General features: G+C 72.1%; 12 protein-coding genes. 9 read left to right on the top strand and 3 right to left on the bottom strand.

Going from position 1 to position 18,283, the window contains the following annotated elements:
* Window positions 1-97: 97 nt before the first annotated feature.
* Window positions 98-997 carry a hypothetical protein gene (locus ACFWU3_RS31870; protein ID WP_384444514.1) on the bottom strand — a complete coding sequence of 300 codons (900 nt, stop codon included), beginning with the start codon at window positions 995-997 and terminating at the stop codon, window positions 98-100.
* A gap of 336 nt (window positions 998-1,333) precedes the next feature.
* On the opposite strand from ACFWU3_RS31870, the gene ACFWU3_RS31865 reads away from it, so the two are divergent.
* From ACFWU3_RS31865 to ACFWU3_RS31835, 7 genes are all read left to right on the top strand, one after another.
* Window positions 1,334-3,439 (top strand): phosphocholine-specific phospholipase C, encoded by a 2,106-nt coding sequence (locus ACFWU3_RS31865; RefSeq protein WP_384444513.1) that lies wholly within the window; start codon window positions 1,334-1,336, stop codon window positions 3,437-3,439.
* Between the two features lie 136 nt (window positions 3,440-3,575).
* Window positions 3,576-5,783, top strand: coding sequence for an MMPL family transporter (locus ACFWU3_RS31860; RefSeq protein ID WP_384444512.1), 2,208 nt, complete (start codon window positions 3,576-3,578; stop codon window positions 5,781-5,783).
* 18 nt (window positions 5,784-5,801) lie between these two features.
* Entirely contained in the window at window positions 5,802-6,359 is a 558-nt protein-coding gene (locus tag ACFWU3_RS31855) for a GNAT family N-acetyltransferase (RefSeq protein ID WP_384444511.1), read from the top strand.
* Between the two features lie 128 nt (window positions 6,360-6,487).
* A complete protein-coding gene (locus tag ACFWU3_RS31850) occupies window positions 6,488-7,102 on the top strand; it encodes a hypothetical protein (RefSeq protein ID WP_384444510.1) in 615 nt (204 codons plus the stop codon).
* A 99-nt stretch (window positions 7,103-7,201) separates the two neighbouring features.
* A complete protein-coding gene (locus ACFWU3_RS31845; RefSeq protein WP_384444509.1) occupies window positions 7,202-8,005 on the top strand; it encodes a GNAT family N-acetyltransferase in 804 nt (267 codons plus the stop codon).
* 197 nt (window positions 8,006-8,202) lie between these two features.
* Window positions 8,203-8,373, top strand: coding sequence for a hypothetical protein (locus tag ACFWU3_RS31840; protein WP_384444508.1), 171 nt, complete (start codon window positions 8,203-8,205; stop codon window positions 8,371-8,373).
* Between the two features lie 95 nt (window positions 8,374-8,468).
* Window positions 8,469-11,531: an AAA family ATPase gene (locus ACFWU3_RS31835; protein WP_384444518.1), complete on the top strand. Its 3,063-nt coding sequence runs from the start codon at window positions 8,469-8,471 to the stop codon at window positions 11,529-11,531.
* Window positions 11,532-11,698: 167 nt separating this feature from the next.
* Here ACFWU3_RS31835 and ACFWU3_RS31830 read toward each other — a convergent pair whose 3' ends face one another.
* Both ACFWU3_RS31830 and ACFWU3_RS31825 read right to left on the bottom strand, forming a co-directional pair.
* Entirely contained in the window at window positions 11,699-12,847 is a 1,149-nt protein-coding gene (locus tag ACFWU3_RS31830; protein WP_384444517.1) for a PQQ-dependent sugar dehydrogenase, read from the bottom strand.
* Window positions 12,848-12,967: 120 nt separating this feature from the next.
* On the bottom strand, window positions 12,968-13,966 hold the full coding sequence (locus ACFWU3_RS31825) for an aldo/keto reductase (RefSeq protein WP_384444507.1): 999 nt from the start codon (window positions 13,964-13,966) through the stop codon (window positions 12,968-12,970).
* An 89-nt stretch (window positions 13,967-14,055) separates the two neighbouring features.
* Here ACFWU3_RS31825 and ACFWU3_RS31820 point away from each other — a divergent pair, with 89 nt between their 5' ends.
* Both ACFWU3_RS31820 and ACFWU3_RS31815 read left to right on the top strand, forming a co-directional pair.
* Window positions 14,056-15,006, top strand: coding sequence for a 2-hydroxyacid dehydrogenase (locus ACFWU3_RS31820; protein ID WP_384444506.1), 951 nt, complete (start codon window positions 14,056-14,058; stop codon window positions 15,004-15,006).
* A 316-nt stretch (window positions 15,007-15,322) separates the two neighbouring features.
* Window positions 15,323-18,133, top strand: coding sequence for a putative bifunctional diguanylate cyclase/phosphodiesterase (locus tag ACFWU3_RS31815; protein ID WP_384444505.1), 2,811 nt, complete (start codon window positions 15,323-15,325; stop codon window positions 18,131-18,133).
* Window positions 18,134-18,283: the final 150 nt, after the last annotated feature.

Below are 18,283 nucleotides of genomic sequence, written 5' to 3'. Positions count from 1 at the left end.
CTCCCGCACGGTCCGAGGCGGGCCGCACCGAACGGTGCGGGCCGCCTCGGCGTATCCGCCGCCGGCGCGGAGCACCGCGGTCGTCAGCTGCCCCGGGTCAGTTGCGTATGCCCAGGCCCGGCAGCAGCAGCTCGCCGCGGTCCTTGCAACTGGCGTCCCGGGCCCGCAGTTCGTTCGGCCGCTGTGTGCCCCGGGCCCGCAGCTCCGCGAGCGCGAGCCGCGCGGCCTCCGCCGCCTCGGGCCGCTCGGGCTGCGGGAACTCCGCCTGCCACCAGCCGCGGTCGCGGGAGTGCCAGCCACGGGAGAACATCAGCCGGGCCCGCTCCGGGCTGTCCTCCCCGTCCCGGTCGTCGACCGAGACATGCAGCCCGTCCGGCAGCGAGTAGGAGATCTGGAGCTGGCGGCCGCGGTCGGCGCCGCTGGTCAGGGAGAACCCCGCCCAGTCACCGCCGACCTGTACGGAGAGCTGCTCGATCCAGGCGGTCAGCAGCAGTCCCAGGGCACTCTCGAAGTGTTCGAGGCTGGAGGCCATCCGCCCGCCGGGCCGCTCCACCGGACGCTCGCCGGGTCCACTGCGGTCCAGCTGCCAGATGTACGGCAGCAGGTCGAAGTCGTGCTGCTCGCCGGCCGACCAGGCGCCGCCCCACTCGAAGGTGCGGCGCTCCTCGCTCTCCAGGTATTCCGTGGGGTGGACCGACAGCTCGGCGTGGTGCCGGGTCGCCGAGAGGAGGACCGTCCTCGCGGCGTCCCGCCAGCGGATGTTGGGTCCGTCGGCCGAGCCGCCGTAGAGCGTGGGCTCCCCGATCCGGGCCACGATCGTGTCGTACACCTCCCGGAACGTCTCCCGCCGCTCCCGCAGCGAGGCGCTCGGGTGGTGGGCGAGCACGGGCACGGGAACGCGGCCGATGTGCCCCGCGGGCGCGTCGTGCAGCGCCAGCGCGAAGTCCGCGGCTTCGCAGGGCGTCAGGATCGGCTGATTGGTCCCCGTGGTCTCCATGCCGTCCATCGTGCCAGTCGCCGCCGACAACACCGGGGGTGCGCGGGGGGATTTACGGTTTCCGGACGGCGCGGATTCGCCCCCGGGACACCGGCCGGACGCAGGCGTACAGGTCACGGCCGTGTCCCGCCCGGCCGGGAAGGGCCGCAGAGCCCGGCGCAGCCGGATCGCGGTCCCGCGTACCTGGCGAGAATTCGTGGTGCCGAGCGGGCGGGCGCGGCCCGTCGGCAGAGGGAGGGCCGGCTCGGGACCGTTCACCACGGCGCCGTCCGCGGGTCTTCCCCAGGTCATCCGACCCGATTACGGTCCCCGCAGCACCGGAATCAGGAGGATCACTTGACCACGGACATGTCACGGCGGCGTCTGCTCGCACTCGGCGGGGGCGCCATCGGCGCCGCGGCGGCCGGGTCGTTGCTGCCTCCGTCCTTGCAGGCGGCGCTGGCCGCCGAGCCCCCCTCCGGCGGGATGCGGGCGATCAGGCATGTCGTCGTGCTGATGCAGGAGAACCGGTCCTTCGACCACTACTTCGGCGCGCTCCGCGGCGTCCGCGGCTTCGGCGACCGCAACGCCGTCGAGCTGCCCACCGGCGGGTCCGTCTTCGAGCAGCCGGGACCGGACGGCAGCGCCGTGCTGCCCTTCCCGGTGCGCGACGCCGCCGAGGCGCAGCAGAAGGACCTCCAGTACATCGGCGCGCTCGACCACTCCTGGAGCGGCGGCGCCAGGGCCTGGGGCGGCGGCTGGATGAACAACTGGGTCTCCGCCAAGTCGGCCGCCACGATGGCCTACTACGACCGGCGCGACATCCCGCTGCACTACGAGCTCGCCGACACCTTCACCATCTGCGACGCCTACCACTCCTCCATCCACACCTCCACGAGCCCCAACCGCAACCACCTGTGGAGCGGGAAGACCGGCTTCGAGGGGGACGGCACGCGGGCCGTCGACAACGACGCCTACGACGAGGGCACCCACCCCGGATACGACTGGGGCACGTACGCCGAACGTCTGGAACGGGCCGGGCGCAGCTGGAAGACGTACACCGAGTGGGAGAACTTCACCGACAACCAGCTGGAGTTCTTCACCACCTTCAAGGCCGTGGCCCGCAAGGCGCTCGCCCGGACCGGCGGCCACACCTTCATGGAGTCGTTCTACGCGGCCGTCCGCGAGACCGAGAACACCGACGACACCGCCGAACGCGAACGGCTGCTGGGCCTGCTGGAGGAAGGCGTCGCCACGCTCTCCCGCACCGAGCGCCGGCTCTTCGAGCGCGGGCTGCGGCGCGTGCCGACGGGCACCCTCGCCGAGGAGTTCGCACGAGACGTCGCCGCGGGCACACTGCCCGAAGTGTCCTACCTCGTCCCCTCCGCGGTCGACTCCGAGCATCCGAGCGTCTCCTCGCCCATCCACAGCGCCACGATCGTCTACAAGATCCTGGACGCCCTCGGCAGGCATCCCGAGGTGTGGCGGCACACCGCCCTGCTCATCAACTACGACGAGAACGACGGCTTCTTCGACCATGTGCCGCCGCCCGTCGCGCCCCCCGAGGTCGCCGAGGAGCAGTGGCAGGGCAAGCCCACCGGCCTCGGCATCCGGGTGCCGATGCTCGTCGTCTCGCCGTGGTCCGTCGGCGGCTACGTCTGCTCCGAGGTCTTCGACCACACCTCCGTGATCCGTTTCCTGGAGGAGTGGACGGGCGTACGGGAGCCCAACATCGGCGCCTGGCGCCGCACGGTCACCGGCGACCTCACCTCCGCGTTCGACTTCCGCCGGGGCAGGCCGCAGCCGGACGTCGAACAGCCCGGGGCCATTCCGGCGTTCAGCGGCCGCTGGCAGCCGAAGCCGCCGCAGGTCCAGCGGATGCCGGAGCAGGAGCCGGGCAGCCGGCCCGCACGGCCGCTGCCCTACCAGCCCGATGCCCACGGCCGGGTCACCGGGAGCTCGTTCACGGTCGCGCTCGGCAACAGCGGCCGGTCGAGCGCGCACTTCGCGCTGTATCCGTACGCCGGCGAGTTCCCCGTCCCGCAGCACAAGGACGTTCGGGGCAGGGCGCACTGGACGGTCCCTCTCGCCGGGGACACCTACCGCTTCACGATCACCGGACCCAACGGCTTCCGCCGTGAGTTCGCCGGCACCGCCAGGGGCTCCGCCGCGCTCACCACACGGGTCGACCACCATGACCGAGACCTCCATCTCGTGCTGCGCAACGAGGGCCTCAGGACCGTCACGTTCACCGTCCGGCCGCTGGCCTATGTCGACGAGGCCGACCTCGACGACTGGACCCGCTCCATCACGGTGAAGCCCGGACGCAGCCGCACCGTCGTCCACTCGGCGGCCGACGCGCACGGCTGGTACGACGTCGAGGTGACGGCCGACCGCGAGCCCGCGTTCCGCCGCCGGTTGACCGGTCATGTCGAGAACGGCCGTGCGAGCGTGTCGGGGTGAGCGCACGCACCTGTGAGTAAGCCCACGAAAGGGGCAAAGGATCACGATCGGCTGTCAGAGTGTTGCCTTGTAGGTCATGAGTTCTTTGCGGGCTGTTCCCGGACAAAGATCCACGAACCATCCGGGGAGCAGTTCGTTGGCAGCCATTGCCCGTTGGTGCGTCACGCACCGGCTCGTCGCCGTGCTCCTGTGGCTGTTCACCCTCGGAGGCGTCGCCGCAGCCGCGGGCTTCGCGGGGTCCGCGTACTCCAACGACTACGACGTCCCCGGCACCGAGTCGGGCCGCGCCACGGCCCTGCTCGACGCCGGCTTCCCCGGCCGGGGCGGCGACTCCGACACCATCGTCTGGCACACCGAGGACGGCAGCGTCCGGGCCGCCGAGGTCCGGCAGCGCATGTCCCGGATGCTCGGTGAGGTCGCCGGACTCGACGGAGTCGCCACCGTCACCGGCCCGTACGGACCCGAGGGCGTCGGGCAGACCAGCGAGGACGGACGCACCGCCTTCGCCACCGTCACCTTCACGCAGAAGGCGGACGACATCCCGCTGCCGCAGATCGAAGCGGTCGTCGCCGCCGCCGAAGCCGCCGAGACGGACACGGTCCGGGTCGCGCTCGGCGGCAGCGCGGTCGTGCTGACGGAGTCGGCGTCCCCGGGGCATGTCGCCGAGGCCGTCGGGGTGGCCGTCGCGGCCGTCGTCCTGTTCCTCGCCTTCGGCTCGTTCGCCGCCTGCCTGCTGCCGATCGCCACCGCGCTGGTCTCCGTCGGCACGGCGTACGCGGGCATCGTCCTGCTCGGGCATGTGATGACGGTCGCCGACTTCGCGCCCATGCTCGGTCTGCTCATCGGGCTGGGCGTCGGCATCGACTACGCGCTGTTCATCGTCACCAGACACCGCACGGGCCTGCGCCGCGGGCTGCCCGTCGCGGAGGCCGCCGGTAACGCCGTCGCCACCACCGGCCGGGCCGTCGTCTTCGCCGGCGCCACCGTCTGCATCGCCCTGCTCGGCATGCTCATCCTGCGGCTCGACTTCCTCAACGGCGTGGCGATCGCCGCATGCCTCACGGTCGTGCTGACCGTCGCCGCCTCGGTGACCCTGCTGCCCGCCCTGCTGTCCTTCATCGGCATGCGCGCGCTCGGCGCAAGCGAGCGGCGCCGACTGGCCAGGCGCGGCCCCCGGCGAGAACGGCCCTCCGGGTTCGCCGCCCGCTGGTCCGCGTTCGTGGAACGCCGGCCCAAGCTGCTGGGAGGCATCGCGGCCGTCGTCATGCTGGTCCTCGCCGTGCCGACGCTCTCGCTCCATCTCGGCACCTCGGACCAGGGCAACAACGCCTCCACCGCGACCACCCGGCAGGCGTACGACCTGCTGGCCGACGGGTTCGGGGCAGGCGTCAACGGACCCCTCACCCTCGTCGCCCGACTCGACAGCGCCGACGACCGGCTCGCGATGAACACCCTGGCCGGCACCCTGCGGGGTACGGAGGGCGTCGCGTCGGCCGGTCCCGTGACGTACAACGGCAGCGGCGACACGGCCCTGCTCCCCGTCGTACCGGAGTCCGCGCCCCAGTCGAAGGCCACCAGCGAACTCGTGGACCGGCTGCGCGACGACGTCCTGCCGGCCGCCACCGAGGGCACGTCGCTGGACGTGTACGTCGGCGGAGTCACCGCGAGCTACGACGACTTCGCCGACATCATCGTCGGCAAACTGCCCCTCTTCGTGGGCGTGGTCATCGCACTCGGCTGTCTGCTTCTGCTGCTGGCGTTCCGCTCGGTCGGCATCCCGCTGAAGGCCGCGGTGATGAACGTGGCAGCCGTCGCCTCGTCCTTCGGCATCGTCGTCGCCGTCTTCCAGTGGGGCTGGGGCAGCGAGCTCCTGGGGCTCGGCCGAGCGGGCCCGATCGAGCCGTTCCTGCCGGTCATCATGGTCTCGGTGCTCTTCGGACTCTCGATGGACTACCAGGTCTTCCTGGTCAGCCGGATGTACGAGGAGTGGCTGGAGACCGGCGACAACTGCCGGGCCGTGCGCGTCGGGCTCGCCGAGACCAGCCGGGTGATCAACTCCGCGGCCGTCATCATGATCTCCGTCTTCCTCGCGTTCGTCCTCAGCGGGGACCGGGTCATCGCGATGTTCGGCATCGCACTCGCGGCGGCCGTCGCCCTGGACGCCTTCGTCCTGCGCACCCTGCTGGTGCCCGCCCTGATGCACCTGCTCGGCGGCGCCAACTGGTGGCTGCCCGGCTGGCTCGACCGCCGGCTGCCGAGGATCAGCATCGAAGCCCCCGACATCCGTTCGCATGCGAGGATCCCAGGGCAGCGCACGAGCCAGGACGGGCAGCTCGTGCCATGACGGGCCGAAGGAGCTCCGATGTTCGCGATACCCCTGGGCGACGAGACGGCGGAGTTGCGCCCCCTGGAGCCGTGGCAGGCCGAGGAGTTCCTCGCGCACATGGACCGCGGGCGTGAGTTCATCGGTGAGTTCATCGCCCTCGCCGACGCGGCGAAGGACCTCGATTCGGCCCGGGCCTTCCTGCACTCCTACGCGGAGAAGCAGGCGGCCGGCGGCGGGCGGATCTACGGCATCTGGATGGACGGGACGCTGGTCGGCGGGGTGCTCTTCCGGGTCTTCGACGCCGCACTGGAGTACTGCGAGGTCGGCTGCTGGCTCGAACCGGCCGCCGTGGGCAAGGGGCTCGTCACCCGTGCGGTCCGGGTACTGATCGACTGGGCCGTGATCGACCGGGGAATCCACCGCGTCGAGTGGATGGCGGCCTCGGGGAACACCGCGAGCCTCAATGTCGCCAAGCGGATCGGGATGACGCGGGAGGGCGTGCTGCGGGACGCGTTCCCCTACCGGGGAGTACGCCACGACATGGAGGTCTGGTCGGTCCTGGCGCCGGAGTGGCGGGAGCTGCGGAACCGCTGAGCGGCCGTGCCGCGTGGGGCGGCCGCGCCGGGCCGAGGGGACTCGCCGTGCTCGTTACCGCGCCGGGCCGAGAGGACTCGCCGTGCTCGTTAAGGGGACTCTCAGACAAGCCGCCTAGCGTGCGCCCCATGAACCCCACCGAAACCGACAAGACCACCGACAAGACGACGCAGCCGGCGGCGGCCGGCACCGGCGCTGTCGACACGAAGGCCGAGGACACGGCCGTCGCGGCCCCCGGGACGTCGGAGAAGACCGCAGGCACGACCGCGGAGACCGTGGGGGACGAGCACGACACCGCGGTCTCCGACGACATCGACGCCGACGACCGGCCGGCTGCGGACGACGACGGACGGACGCCCCGTGCCTCCTCCGGCCTCGCCGCGTCCGCCGGAGCCGTCTTCGCGGCGGGACTGGGCGTCGTCGGCCTCAGCGGCAGCTGGATCGGCCGGGTCGCCGCCGAGCGGCAGACCCTCATCGGCCAGATCAAGACGTCCCAGGGCGGCTCCCCGGCCGACCAGATCTCCGCGATCTACGGCGACGCCTGGCACACCACCGCCCTCAGCAACGGCGTCTTCGCGCTGCTCGCGCTGATCATCGGGCTCGTCGTCCTCACCCGGCCCCGGAAGTCCGGCTGGGTACCCGCCGTCGCCGTGGCCGGAGCGGCACTCGGCGCACTCGGGCTGATCGTGTCCATCGGCATGTACTTCGACATCATCCTGGCTCTGCCCAGCGCCGGGTCCTGAGCACTGGGCACCCGTCCGTGAGCACCGGCACCCGTCCGTGAGCACCGGGCGCCGGTAAATCCGGTGCCCCGAGCCCCTGCCGGGTGTTCCCCTGTGCGGATGGACCATGAGGAAGCACTCCGGCTGTTCGACCGCAGGCTCCGTCGGCGCACCGGCGCCGACGGGCCACAGGCCCGGCTGCGGCGGGCCGGCGACGTGATCCGGGAGAGCGGCTCCGACGACGACTGGCACGGCGTCGTCTGGTCGGGCCTCGACGCCGCCACCGCCGACGCGGCCATCGCCGCACAGATCGCGTACTTCACCGCGCTCGGACGCGACTTCGAGTGGAAGCTGTACGCCTACGACCGACCCGACGACCTGGGCGCACGGCTGCGGGCCGCGGGCTTCACGCCCGAGCCCGAGGAGACGCTGATGGTCGCCGAGACCGCTGCTCTGCCCGCTCCCACCACGCTCCCCGAGGGCATCCGGCTCGTGGAGGTCACCGACCCCGCGGGTGTGGAGCTGATGGCCGAGGTGCACGAGCAGGCTTTCGGCACCAGTGCGGCGAAACTGCGCGACCAGCTCCTCGCCCAGCTCTCGCGGACACCGGACACCGTGCCGATGACCCTGGCCATGGCCGGCGACGTGCCGGTCTGCGCGGCCCGGATGGAACTGCACCCCGGCACCGGGTTCGCGAGCCTGTGGGGCGGCGGCACCCTCGAGGCATGGCGGGGCCGCGGCATCTACCGTGCGCTGGTCGCCCACCGCGCCCGCCTCGCCGCGGCGAAGGGCTACCGCTACCTCCAGGTCGACGCCTCGGACCAGAGCCGCCCGATCCTCGAGCGGCTCGGATTCGCCGTCCTCACCACCACGACGCCCTACCTCTACGAGCAGCGCGTCCGCCCGTCGCGACCGACCGTCTGAGGCCCCTCGCAGCGCACGCTGAGGCGTTACGTGACCGGGCCTTAGGCGGTACTCCGCGGTCGTACGGTCCGTCTAAGGACCCCGCCCCCGCGAAGATGCGGCACTCTCCCGATGTGAGCGACCCCCCTGGGGGACGAGATTGGTGGCACGGCAGAAAGCCGGCAGGACCACCGAGGAATCCGACCAGGGAGTACGAGATGTTCGAGTACGAGATCGCTTCGATCCGCCGGGCCGAGCTGATCCAGGAGGCCGAGACCGAGCGCCTGGTGCGCCAGGTCCGCCGGGCCCGCCGTGCCGCGAGGCGGTCGGCCAAGGACGGGGAGGGGCCGGTGAGCCGGCTCAGCGAACGCTTCGTCCGGGCCGCCTGAACCAGCCGGGCCGTCCGACCGTGACCGTCGTACCGATCAGGGCCGAGGGCAGGACCGCGGGCACCGACCCCGCCGCGTTGTCGGAGCCCTGTGCGATGCTCGGCACCGTGGAGAACATGTCCGTGAGTCCGGTGTTCGTGGGGCGGGCGGGGGAGTTGTCGGTGCTCACCGACGCGCTCGCCCGCGCGGCCGGCGGGGGTGCCTCGGGGAGCCCCGCGGGCGAGCCGCAGGCGCTGCTCGTCGGCGGTGAGGCCGGTGTGGGCAAGACCCGCCTCGTCGAGGAAGCGCTCGCCGAGGCGTGCCGTCGCGACGCTGTCGTGGCGGTCGGGGGATGCGTCGAGATCGGCGCGGACGGACTGCCGTTCGCGCCGTTCTCGACGGCGCTGCGCGCCCTGCACCGACAGCTGCCGGCCGAACTGGCCGCGGCCGCCGCAGGCCAGGAACACGAACTGGCCCGGCTGCTGCCCGAGTTGGGGGAGCGCCACGAGCGGAGCCGGCACGACGAGGAGGGCATGGCGCGCCTCTTCGAGCTGACCGCCCGGCTGCTGGAACGGATCGCCACGGACCGCACGGTGGTGCTGGTGCTGGAGGACATGCACTGGGCCGACGCATCGACCCGACATCTGCTCGCCTACCTCTTCCGCACGCTGCGACGCGGCCGGCTGGTCGTGATCGCGACCTATCGCTCCGACGATGTGCACCGCCGCCATCCGCTGCGGCCCTTCCTCGCCGAGCTCGACCGCATGCGGACCGTGCAGCGCATCGAGCTGACCCGGTTCAACCGCGGTGAGGTGCACCGCCAGCTCGCCGGCATCCTCGCGGCGGAGCCCGAACCGGCCATGGTGGAGCGGGTGTTCGAGCGCTCCGACGGCAACGCGTTCTTCGTCGAGGAACTGGCGCGCAGCATGGCCGACCGCTGCCCGAGTCTGCCCGACTCGCTGCGGGACATCCTGCTGGTGCGCATCGAAGCCCTGCCCGAGGACGCCCAGCGGGTCGCGCGCATCGTCGCCGAGGGCGGCTCGACCGTGGAGTACGGGCTGCTGTTCGCCGTCGCCCGGCTGTCCGAGGACGACCTGATCGAAGCCCTGCGGGCCGCCGTCGGCGCCAACATCCTGCTGGCCACGCCGGACGGCGACGGATACCGCTTCCGGCACTCCCTGGCCCGCGAGGCCGTCAGCGACGACCTGCTGCCCGGCGAGCGCTCCCGGCTCAACCGGCGCTACGCCGAAGCGCTGGAGGCCGACCCCACGCTCGTCCGGGACGAGGAGCGGGTCATGCGGCTGGCCAGCTACTGGTACCACGCGCACGACGCCGCCAAGGCCCTGCCCGCGGTGCTCGCCGCCTCGGTCGAGGCCCGCCGCCGCCACGCCTACTCCGAGCAACTGCGGCTGCTGGAAAGGGCGATGGAGCTGTGGGACAGCGCCCCCGCCGATGTACGGGCCGCGCTGCGGCCCCTGGACTACGCGGAGGCCTACCCTCCGTGCGGCTGCGACCCCCGGACCACACCGCTGCGCTTCCTCGATCTGATGGCGGAGGCCGCGGTCGCGGGGCGCCTGTGCGGCGAGCGGGAGCGGGCCCTGAAGATCACCAAGCGGGGGCAGCGGCTCGCGGAGGCGGACGACGACGCCCTGCGCGGTGCCTGGTTCTCCCTCCAGCGCTCCCTGCTGGTCTCCTCGCTGGGCCGCGGTGACGGCTGGGCCGAACTCGCCGACGCCCAGGAACTGGTGCGCGGACTGCCGCCGTCCCCGGTGCACGCCGAGGTGCTCGCCGAGGCGGCCAGCTGGGGCATGGTGCACGCCCCCGGCCCGGGGAGTCTGGCGACCGCCGAGCGCGCCGTCGAGTACGCCCGCATGGTCGGGGAGGAGGACAACGAACTCCGGGCCCGGCTGACCCACGGCAGCCTGCTGGTGGACGCCGGTCATGTCGACGACGGCCTGGCGGAGATGTACCTCGTCAAGGAGCGTGCCGTGCTCCTCGACCTGCCCTCACTCATCGGCCGCACCCATGTGAACCTCCCGTCCGTGCTGGAGGGCATCGGCCGCTCGGCGGAGGCGGTGGACGTCCTCGCCGAGGGCGTCACGCTCTCGCGCAAGTACGGCCTGTGCGACACCGAGGCCTGGATGCTCGGCAACCTCGCCGAGTCGTACCACTCGCTCGGCCGCTGGGACGAGACGCTGGAGTCGGCGGAACGGGCCCTGCGGATCGGGCTCAGTCCCAAGCCCCGTGGATACGCGGCCACCCGGCTCGCGACCCTGGCGCTGGCCCGCGGCGACACGGCGAGGGCCACGGAGCATCTGGAGGCGGCCCGCGCCCACTTCGGCCCGAACGACCCCATGCCGCAGAGCTCCCTCCCGCTGGACGTGATCGCGCTGGGCATCGCGGCGGCGCAGGGACGGGTCGCGGAGGCGCGGGCGGAGTTCGAGCGGGCGGCCAGGGACGGCTTCCCGCCGGGCACCCAGCGGTACGCGTGGCCGCTGCTGCGCGCCGCGGCCACGCTGGAGGCCGACACCCGTGGCCTCCCCGCGGCGGAACCGGGCCGCGCCGAAGCGCTGGACCGCATCCGCAAGGCAGCGCGCACACTGGTCACCGCGGTCCCCGTCTGGACCGCCCACGAGCGGTGGGTACGGGCCGAACTGCTGCGCGCGGGCGGCCAGGACACGGCCGCCGACTGGGAAGAGGCCGGTGTGGCCTTCGAGGCGGTGGACTTCCCCTACGACCTGGCACGCGTCCGCGTGCGCTGGGCGGAGTCCCTGCTGCTCTCGGACCGTACCCACGCGGCGACGCTGTTGCGCGAGGCGGCCGAGACGGCACGGGGGTTGTGCGCCCGCCCGCTCTCCGAGGACATCGCACTGCTCGCCCAGCGCGCCCGGATCTCGCTGACCGACGCTCCGCCCACCACCCCGGCCGCGACGCCGGCGGCCCCTGGCCCGGTGTTCGGTCTCACCCGCCGCGAGGAGGACGTCCTGCGGCTGGTGGCGGCGGGCCGGAGCAATCGCCAGATCGCGGAGGAGCTCTACATCTCCCCGAAGACGGCGAGCGTGCACGTCTCCAACATCCTGGCCAAACTGGGCGTCTCGGGCCGCGGCGAGGCGGCGGCGACGGCGCACCGCCTGCGCCTGTTCCCTGCGTCGGACGAGGACCAGCCGGCTTCGGCGTGAACGGGGCGTCGGAGCGGGGCCGGGGCTTGGACGGGCGATCAGGCTCGGTCTGAACGGGGGCCGGTTCGAGGCGCCGGGCGGGCGCCCCGCCGGGGGGCCCGCGCCCGGGGCGGGTGGTGGGCACGGGTGGTGGGCACCCGCCCCAGGCGCCAGCCCTTGCGGGGCGCCTACGTGACCTTCAGCTTGAGGATCTTGTCGTCGCCCGCCGCAGGCGTGCCCCTGTTGTCCGTCTCGCTCGTCACCAGCCAGAGTTCGGAGCCGCCCACCGCGAGCACGGTGCGCAGCCGGCCGTGCTCCTCCGCCAGGAACGACTGCGGGTCCGCCGAGGCTTTCGTGCCCGCCAGCGGGATCCGCCAGAGCCGCTCGCCCCGCAGCCCCGCCATCCAGATCGAGCCCTCCGCGTACGCGATACCGCTCGGCGACGCCTCGGAGGTCTTCCATACCGCCACCGGCTGCACGAAGCCGGACCCGCCGCCCTTGCCCTCGACCTCCGGCCAGCCGTAGTTCTTTCCCGGCTCGATCAGATTCAGCTCGTCCCAGGTGTTCTGCCCGAACTCCGATGCCCACAGCCGCTTCTCGGAGTCCCAGGCCAGCCCTTGCACATTGCGGTGCCCCCACGAGTAGACGACCGAGTCGGCGTCGGGATTGCCGTGCACCGGCTGCCCGTCCGGAGTCATCCGCAGGATCTTGCCGCCCAGCGACTTCTTGTCCTGCGCGAGCCCCGTCTCACCCGTCTCGCCCGTGCCCGCGTAGAGCATCTTGTCGGGGCCGAAAGCGATCCGTCCGCCGTTGTGGATGGAGCCCTTGGGGATGTCGCGCAGGACCGTGTCCGGGGCCCCGAGCTGCTGGCCGGGCGGCTTCCGCTCGTCGTACAGCATGCGGGCGATGCGGTTGTCCGACTCGGTGGTGAAGTACGCGTACACCTGGTGGTCGGAGGCGAAGTTCGGGGAGACGGCGAGGCCCAGCAGCCCGCCCTCGCCCTCCGGGGAGACGCCCGGCACCGAGCCGATCTCCGTCTGCTTACCGGTCTCCACGTCGACGCGGGTGACCGTCCCCTCGTCGCGCGAGCCCACCAGCAGGTCGCCGTCCGCCAGCGCGGCCACGCCCCAGGGCGACTTGAGGTTCTCGGTGAGCGTGGACACCACCTTCACGGAGCCCTTCGCCGGAGGCGCGGAAGGACTTGCCGCACCACTGGACGCGGACCCGGTCGGGGCCGGTTTCGCGGTCGACCCCGCCAGGTCGCCCGGGGACGCGCCGCCATCGGACGAGCATCCGGCGGTGAAGACCAGGAGGGCAGCGGCCAGCACGGCCGTCACTGCGGGACGTGGCACAGGACTGATCCTTTCGACGGCTGCGGAAGCTGCCTGACTACCCTTCCTACACCGCCCGGGCCCCGGAGGTTCCCGATCTTCCCGACCGGATCCGAAGAGTTGCCGTCAGTCCCAAGATCCGCGTGCCGGCGGCAGTCCCGCAACCTCCGCCACGTCCCTGGCCGACAGCGCCAGCCGCACCGCGTCCGCGTTCTCCACCGCCCACCGCTCCCGCTTCGCCCCGGGCACGGCCACCACATGCCGGCCCCGGCCCAGCACCCAGGCCAGTGCGACCTGCGCGGGAGTGGTGTCCGGGCCGTGCCGTTCCGCGATCCGCCGCAGGCCCGCGACGACGGCCTGGTTCGCCGCCATCATCTCGGCCGTGAACCGCGGATGGCGTGCCCGTACGTCGTCCGGCTCGAAGCCCTGCCCCGGGGTGAGCGTCCCGCTCAGAAACCCGTTCCCGAGCGGCATGGCCGCCAGGAAACCCACTCCTCGCGCCGTGCACCACGGCAGCAGCCGCTCCAGCGCCTCCGGCGACCACACCGACAGTTCCGCCTGGACGGCGCTGACCGGGAAGACCTGTTGGACGCGTTCCAGCTGGCGGATCGTTCCCTCGTACAGATGCGCGCCGGAGCGCCGCGACGCACGGGCCCCGACCGCGCACAGTCCCAGTGCGCGCACCTTCCCGGCGCCCACCAGTTCCGCCATCGCTCCCCAGGTCTCCTCGACGGGGACCTCGGGGTCGGCGCGGTGCAGTTGGTAGAGGTCGATCACATCGGTCTGGAGCCGGCGCAGCGACGCGTCGCAGGCCCGCTTCACATAGCCCGGGCGGCCGTTGGCGACCACGTGCTGATCACCGACGAGCAGGCCGACCTTGGTCGAGACGAACGCGTCGCGGCGGCGTTCCCTCAGCACCCGGCCGACCAGGAGTTCGTTGGTGAACGGCCCGTACATGTCGGCCGTGTCCAGCAGCGTGCAACCGGCGTCCAGCGCGGCGTGCACCGTCCGCAGTGAGCGGTCGCCGCGCTGCTGGGAGGCGCTGTACGCCCAGCTCATCGGCATACAGCCGAGTCCGACAGCGCCCGTCTCGAGAGCCGCCGCACCGATTGTCCTGCGCTCCAACTGCCCGTATCCCTCCGTCGGCCGACCCCAAACTAACCAATGCACCACGCCGCCCTGCGCGCAGCCTCACGACCATTAGCCTCCTGACCATGACTTCAGACGTGTGGCTCCCCATTCCGGCCGACGAGATCGACGGTCTCCCCGACTCCGCCGCGTCGGGTCTGAACTACCGTTTCTGGGACGGAGGTCCGGACTTCCCCGCCGACCCGGCGGACTGCGTCTTCTACGCGGTCCCCTACATGAAGGGCATGGAGGTCGCGGTGCGTCCGCTGTCCGCCATGACCTCCCTACGGGTCGTGCAGACGCTCTCCGCCGGTATCGACCATGTGGAGCCGGGTGTGGGCTCGCTGCCCCCGGGTGTGCGGCTGTGCAATGCCAAGGGTGTCCACGAGGCCTCGACCGCCGAGCTCACGCTCGCCCTGATCCTCGCCTCCCTGCGAGGCTTCCCCGGTTTCGTCCACGGTCAGGACAAGGAGGAATGGCGGGCGGGCTTCTATCCGGCGCTGGCCGACAAGTCGGTGCTCATCGTCGGGTACGGCTCGATCGGAGCGGCGATCGAGGACCGGCTCGTGCCCTTCGAATGTGCGCGGGTGGCGCGCGTCGCGCGCTCCGCACGCGCTTCGGAGCGCGGCGAGGTGCACGCGCTGAGCGATCTGTCGGCCCTGCTGCCGCAAGCGGACGTGGTCATTCTGTCCACGCCGCTGACCGAACTGACGAAGGGCCTGGTGAACGAGGGCTTCCTCGCGCAGATGGAGGACGGCGCCCTTCTGGTGAATGTCTCGCGCGGCCCGGTCGTCGACACCGAGGCCCTCCTCGCGGAGGTCGGCAGCGGCCGGCTGACGGCCGCCCTGGACGTCACCGACCCGGAGCCGCTGCCTTCGGGGCATCCGCTGTGGCACGCTCCCGGCGTACTCATCAGCCCCCATGTCGGCGGCTCCACTTCGGCGTTCATGCCGCGTGCCAAGCGGCTGCTGGCCGGACAAGTCACCCGATTCGCGGCAGGTGACCCCGTACGCAACGTCGTGCTCACAACTGAATGAACGAACACCCCGCCACATGCGGAAACTCTGTGAAGTCACTCGGTTGCACCGCGTGCCGGTGACACGAGCGACGGTCACGGAGAGTAGAGGGGCTATATCCCAGAGTGACGATCCTGGTGTATCGTCCGGACTCGGGGGCTGTGCCGGGCAAGGGGCGGTGCAGTGACGCGACCTGACTGCCGATCAGACTTCGAGGGGGGCGACGGGCGATGTACGGCCAATGGACGAACGATCCGACGCGGCAGGGCCGCCGACGACCACCCTCGCACCCTCCGCCGGGCGGCGGTGCGACGGCGGCTCCGCGAGGAGTGGCGCGGTGAGCGCGCCGGGAGCGCTCATGGCCCGCCGGGCGGTCCCCGGCAAGGGCTCGGGGCTGGTCCCGCAACTGGTGCTGGCCGGCGTCTGCGCGGGATACGGCGTGGGTGCGGCCTTCGGCTGGGGCTCCCGCGAACTGGCGCTGATCATGGGCGACTTCGGCCTCAGCGCCGCCGCCCTGATCGCCGCGGTCTCCTGCTTCCTCTACGCGCGCAGCGGGCAGAGCCGTTTTCGTCCCGCCTGGGTGCTGTTCGCCGTCTCCTCCGCCATGGCCTCCGCGGGGAACGCCGTGTGGGGCTGGTACGAGGTGGTGCTCGACCGTGAGGTGCCGAGCCCGTCCATCGCCGATCTGTTCTTCCTCTGCTTCGCGCCGCCCGCCATCGTCGGGCTCCTGGTCCTCGCCAAGCGCCCGGTCACCCGGGCCGGCTGGGTCTGCCTCGCCCTCGACGCCTGGCTGATCGGCGGCTCGCTGCTGACCCTCTCCTGGAGCCTCGCGCTCGCCCACTCCACCCATGTCCAGGAGTCGAGCGTGGCGCCCGCCGCGCTCTCCCTGGCGTATCCGCTGCTGGACATCGTGCTGGTCAGCATGGTGCTCGCGCTGCACTTCCGCCGCTCGGCCACCAACCGCTCCGCCGTCAACACCGCCATCGCCGCACTCGCCCTGACCGTCCTGTGCGACGCGCTGTTCACCTCGCCGCTGCTGCGCGAGAGCTACCGCTCGGGCCAGATCCTCGACGCCGGCTGGTTCGCCGGCTCACTGCTGCTGGCGTACGCGCCCTGGGGCGCCCGGCGCACGGTCGATGGGCCCGGAGGGCCACGAGGCCCCCGGCTGCCCAGCCGCCCGGTCGCGGGCTCCCTGGCCGCCCTGACGCCCTACCTCGCCGCCGCGGTCTGCACCCTGGGCATCCTCTACAACGTTGTCGAGGGCCGCCGGGTCGACCGTGTCGTCGTCCTGACCGGCTGCACGGTGGTGCTCGCCCTGGTGGTCCGGCAGGGCATCATGCTCCTCGACAACATCGCGCTCACCCATGAACTGGCGCAGAAGGAGAACCACTTCCGCTCCCTCGTGCAGGGCTCCAGCGACGTCATCATGATCGCGGCCTCCACCGGGATCCTGCGCTATGTGAGCCCGGCCGCGGCGGGTGTCTACGGCCGGGAGGCGGACGAGCTCATCGGTTCGGAGCTGGCCTCGCTCATCCACCCCGAGGACTTCGGACGCGTCGTCCACGAAGTGCGCCGGTTCCTCGCCGCTCCTCCGGCGGAGGAGCCCACCACCCGGATCGAGTGCCGCTTCCGCTCCGGCACCGGCGACTGGCTCAACGTCGAGTCCACGGTCAACCGGCACCAGGGCGGCCTGATCTTCAACAGCCGCGATGTCACCGAACGGGTGAGACTCCAGGCCCAGTTGCAGCACAACGCCGAACACGACCCGCTCACCGACCTGCCGAACCGGGCGCTGTTCACCGAGCGCGTCCGCCAGTCCCTCACCGGCCGGCGGTCCGGGGACCCCGGCACCGCGGTGCTCTTCATCGACCTCGACGGCTTCAAGGGGGTCAACGACCGCCTCGGCCACCAGGCGGGCGACGAGCTGCTGATCCAGGCGGCCCGCCGACTGGCCGAGTCCGTCCGCGCGGGGGACACCGCGGCCCGCCTCGGCGGTGACGAGTTCGCCGCCCTGATCCTCGGCGACGGCACTCGCGACGAATCGGCCCGGGAGTCCCAGGTCCGGGAGATCGCGGACCGGCTGCGGCTCACGCTCTCGCAGCCGTACCGCATCGACGGCAGCGAGGTGCGGGTGGCCGCCTCCATCGGGGTGGCCTTCGCCGAGCCCTCGATCACCCCCACCGACCTGATGCGCAACGCCGACCTCGCCATGTACCGCGCCAAGGCCGGCGGCAAGGACCGCGTCGAGCTGTACGCACCGCAGATGCAGGCCGAGGTCGTCCGTCGCTCCGAACTCGCCGCCCGACTGCGCAGCGCGCTGCACGACGGCGAGTTCGCGCTGCTGCACCAGCCGGTGGTGAGCCTGGCCACCGGCCGGATCGAGACCGTCGCGGCACAGGCCCGCTGGCGTTCCACCCAGGGCATCCTGTTCACGCCCGCGGAGTTCCTGCGCGTCGCCGACGACGGCGACCGCACCGCGGAGCTCGGCCGCTGGCTGCTGGAGGAGGCGGTGGAGCAGGCCGCCGAGCGCAGCAGACTCGGCCACCGGGTGCCGGTCTCCGTCCGTATCTCCGCGCGGGGACTGCTGGACAGATCGATGCCGCTCGGCTCCATCGAGGCGCTGCTGACCCGGCACGGACTGGCGTCCGGTGCGCTGATCATCGAACTGGCGGACAGCGATCCGCGGATCTCGTTCGACGAGCTGGAGCAGCGCCTCGTCTCGCTGCGCCGGCTGGGCGTACGGATCGCCCTCGACGGCTTCGGCAGCGGCTATGCGGCCATCAACGCGCTTCGCAGACTGCCGGTGGACGTCTTGAAGCTGGACAGAGGACTGGTCGAGGGCGTCGTTGAGTCCGCGCGTCTGCACAAGATCACCAGTGGACTGCTGCGCATCGCCTGCGACCTCGGGATGCAGTCCGTGGCGGACGGGGTGGACGTGCCGGAGCAGGTGCTCGCCCTGCGCGCCATGGGGTGTACGCACGGGCAGGGCATGGCTTTCTCCGGCGCGCTGGACGAGTATCGGCTGCGCAGGGCGCTGGTCCGCGAGGAGTTCCCGGTGCCCGGCGGCATCGCTCTGCCGGTGCTGACGGGTGGCGCGTTTCCGGCCCAGAGCGGATCACATGCTGAGACGCGCGTCCCACCCACTTGACACTCCCCCCGCGTCGGGGGGAGGGTCTGTGCCATGCGCACCCGAATTCTCGTACTTGGAAAGCGCGTCGGCTGAGTGGGCCATGACGGCCCGCAGACCCCTCCCGACGCGCTCCCCTCGCTTGCCTCATGGCACGAGGGGTTTTTTGTT

The organism is Streptomyces sp. NPDC058685, from assembly GCF_042714725.1.
In the GTDB taxonomy this organism is placed as follows: domain Bacteria; phylum Actinomycetota; class Actinomycetes; order Streptomycetales; family Streptomycetaceae; genus Streptomyces.
This window is presented reverse-complemented; position numbering and strand designations above follow the sequence as displayed.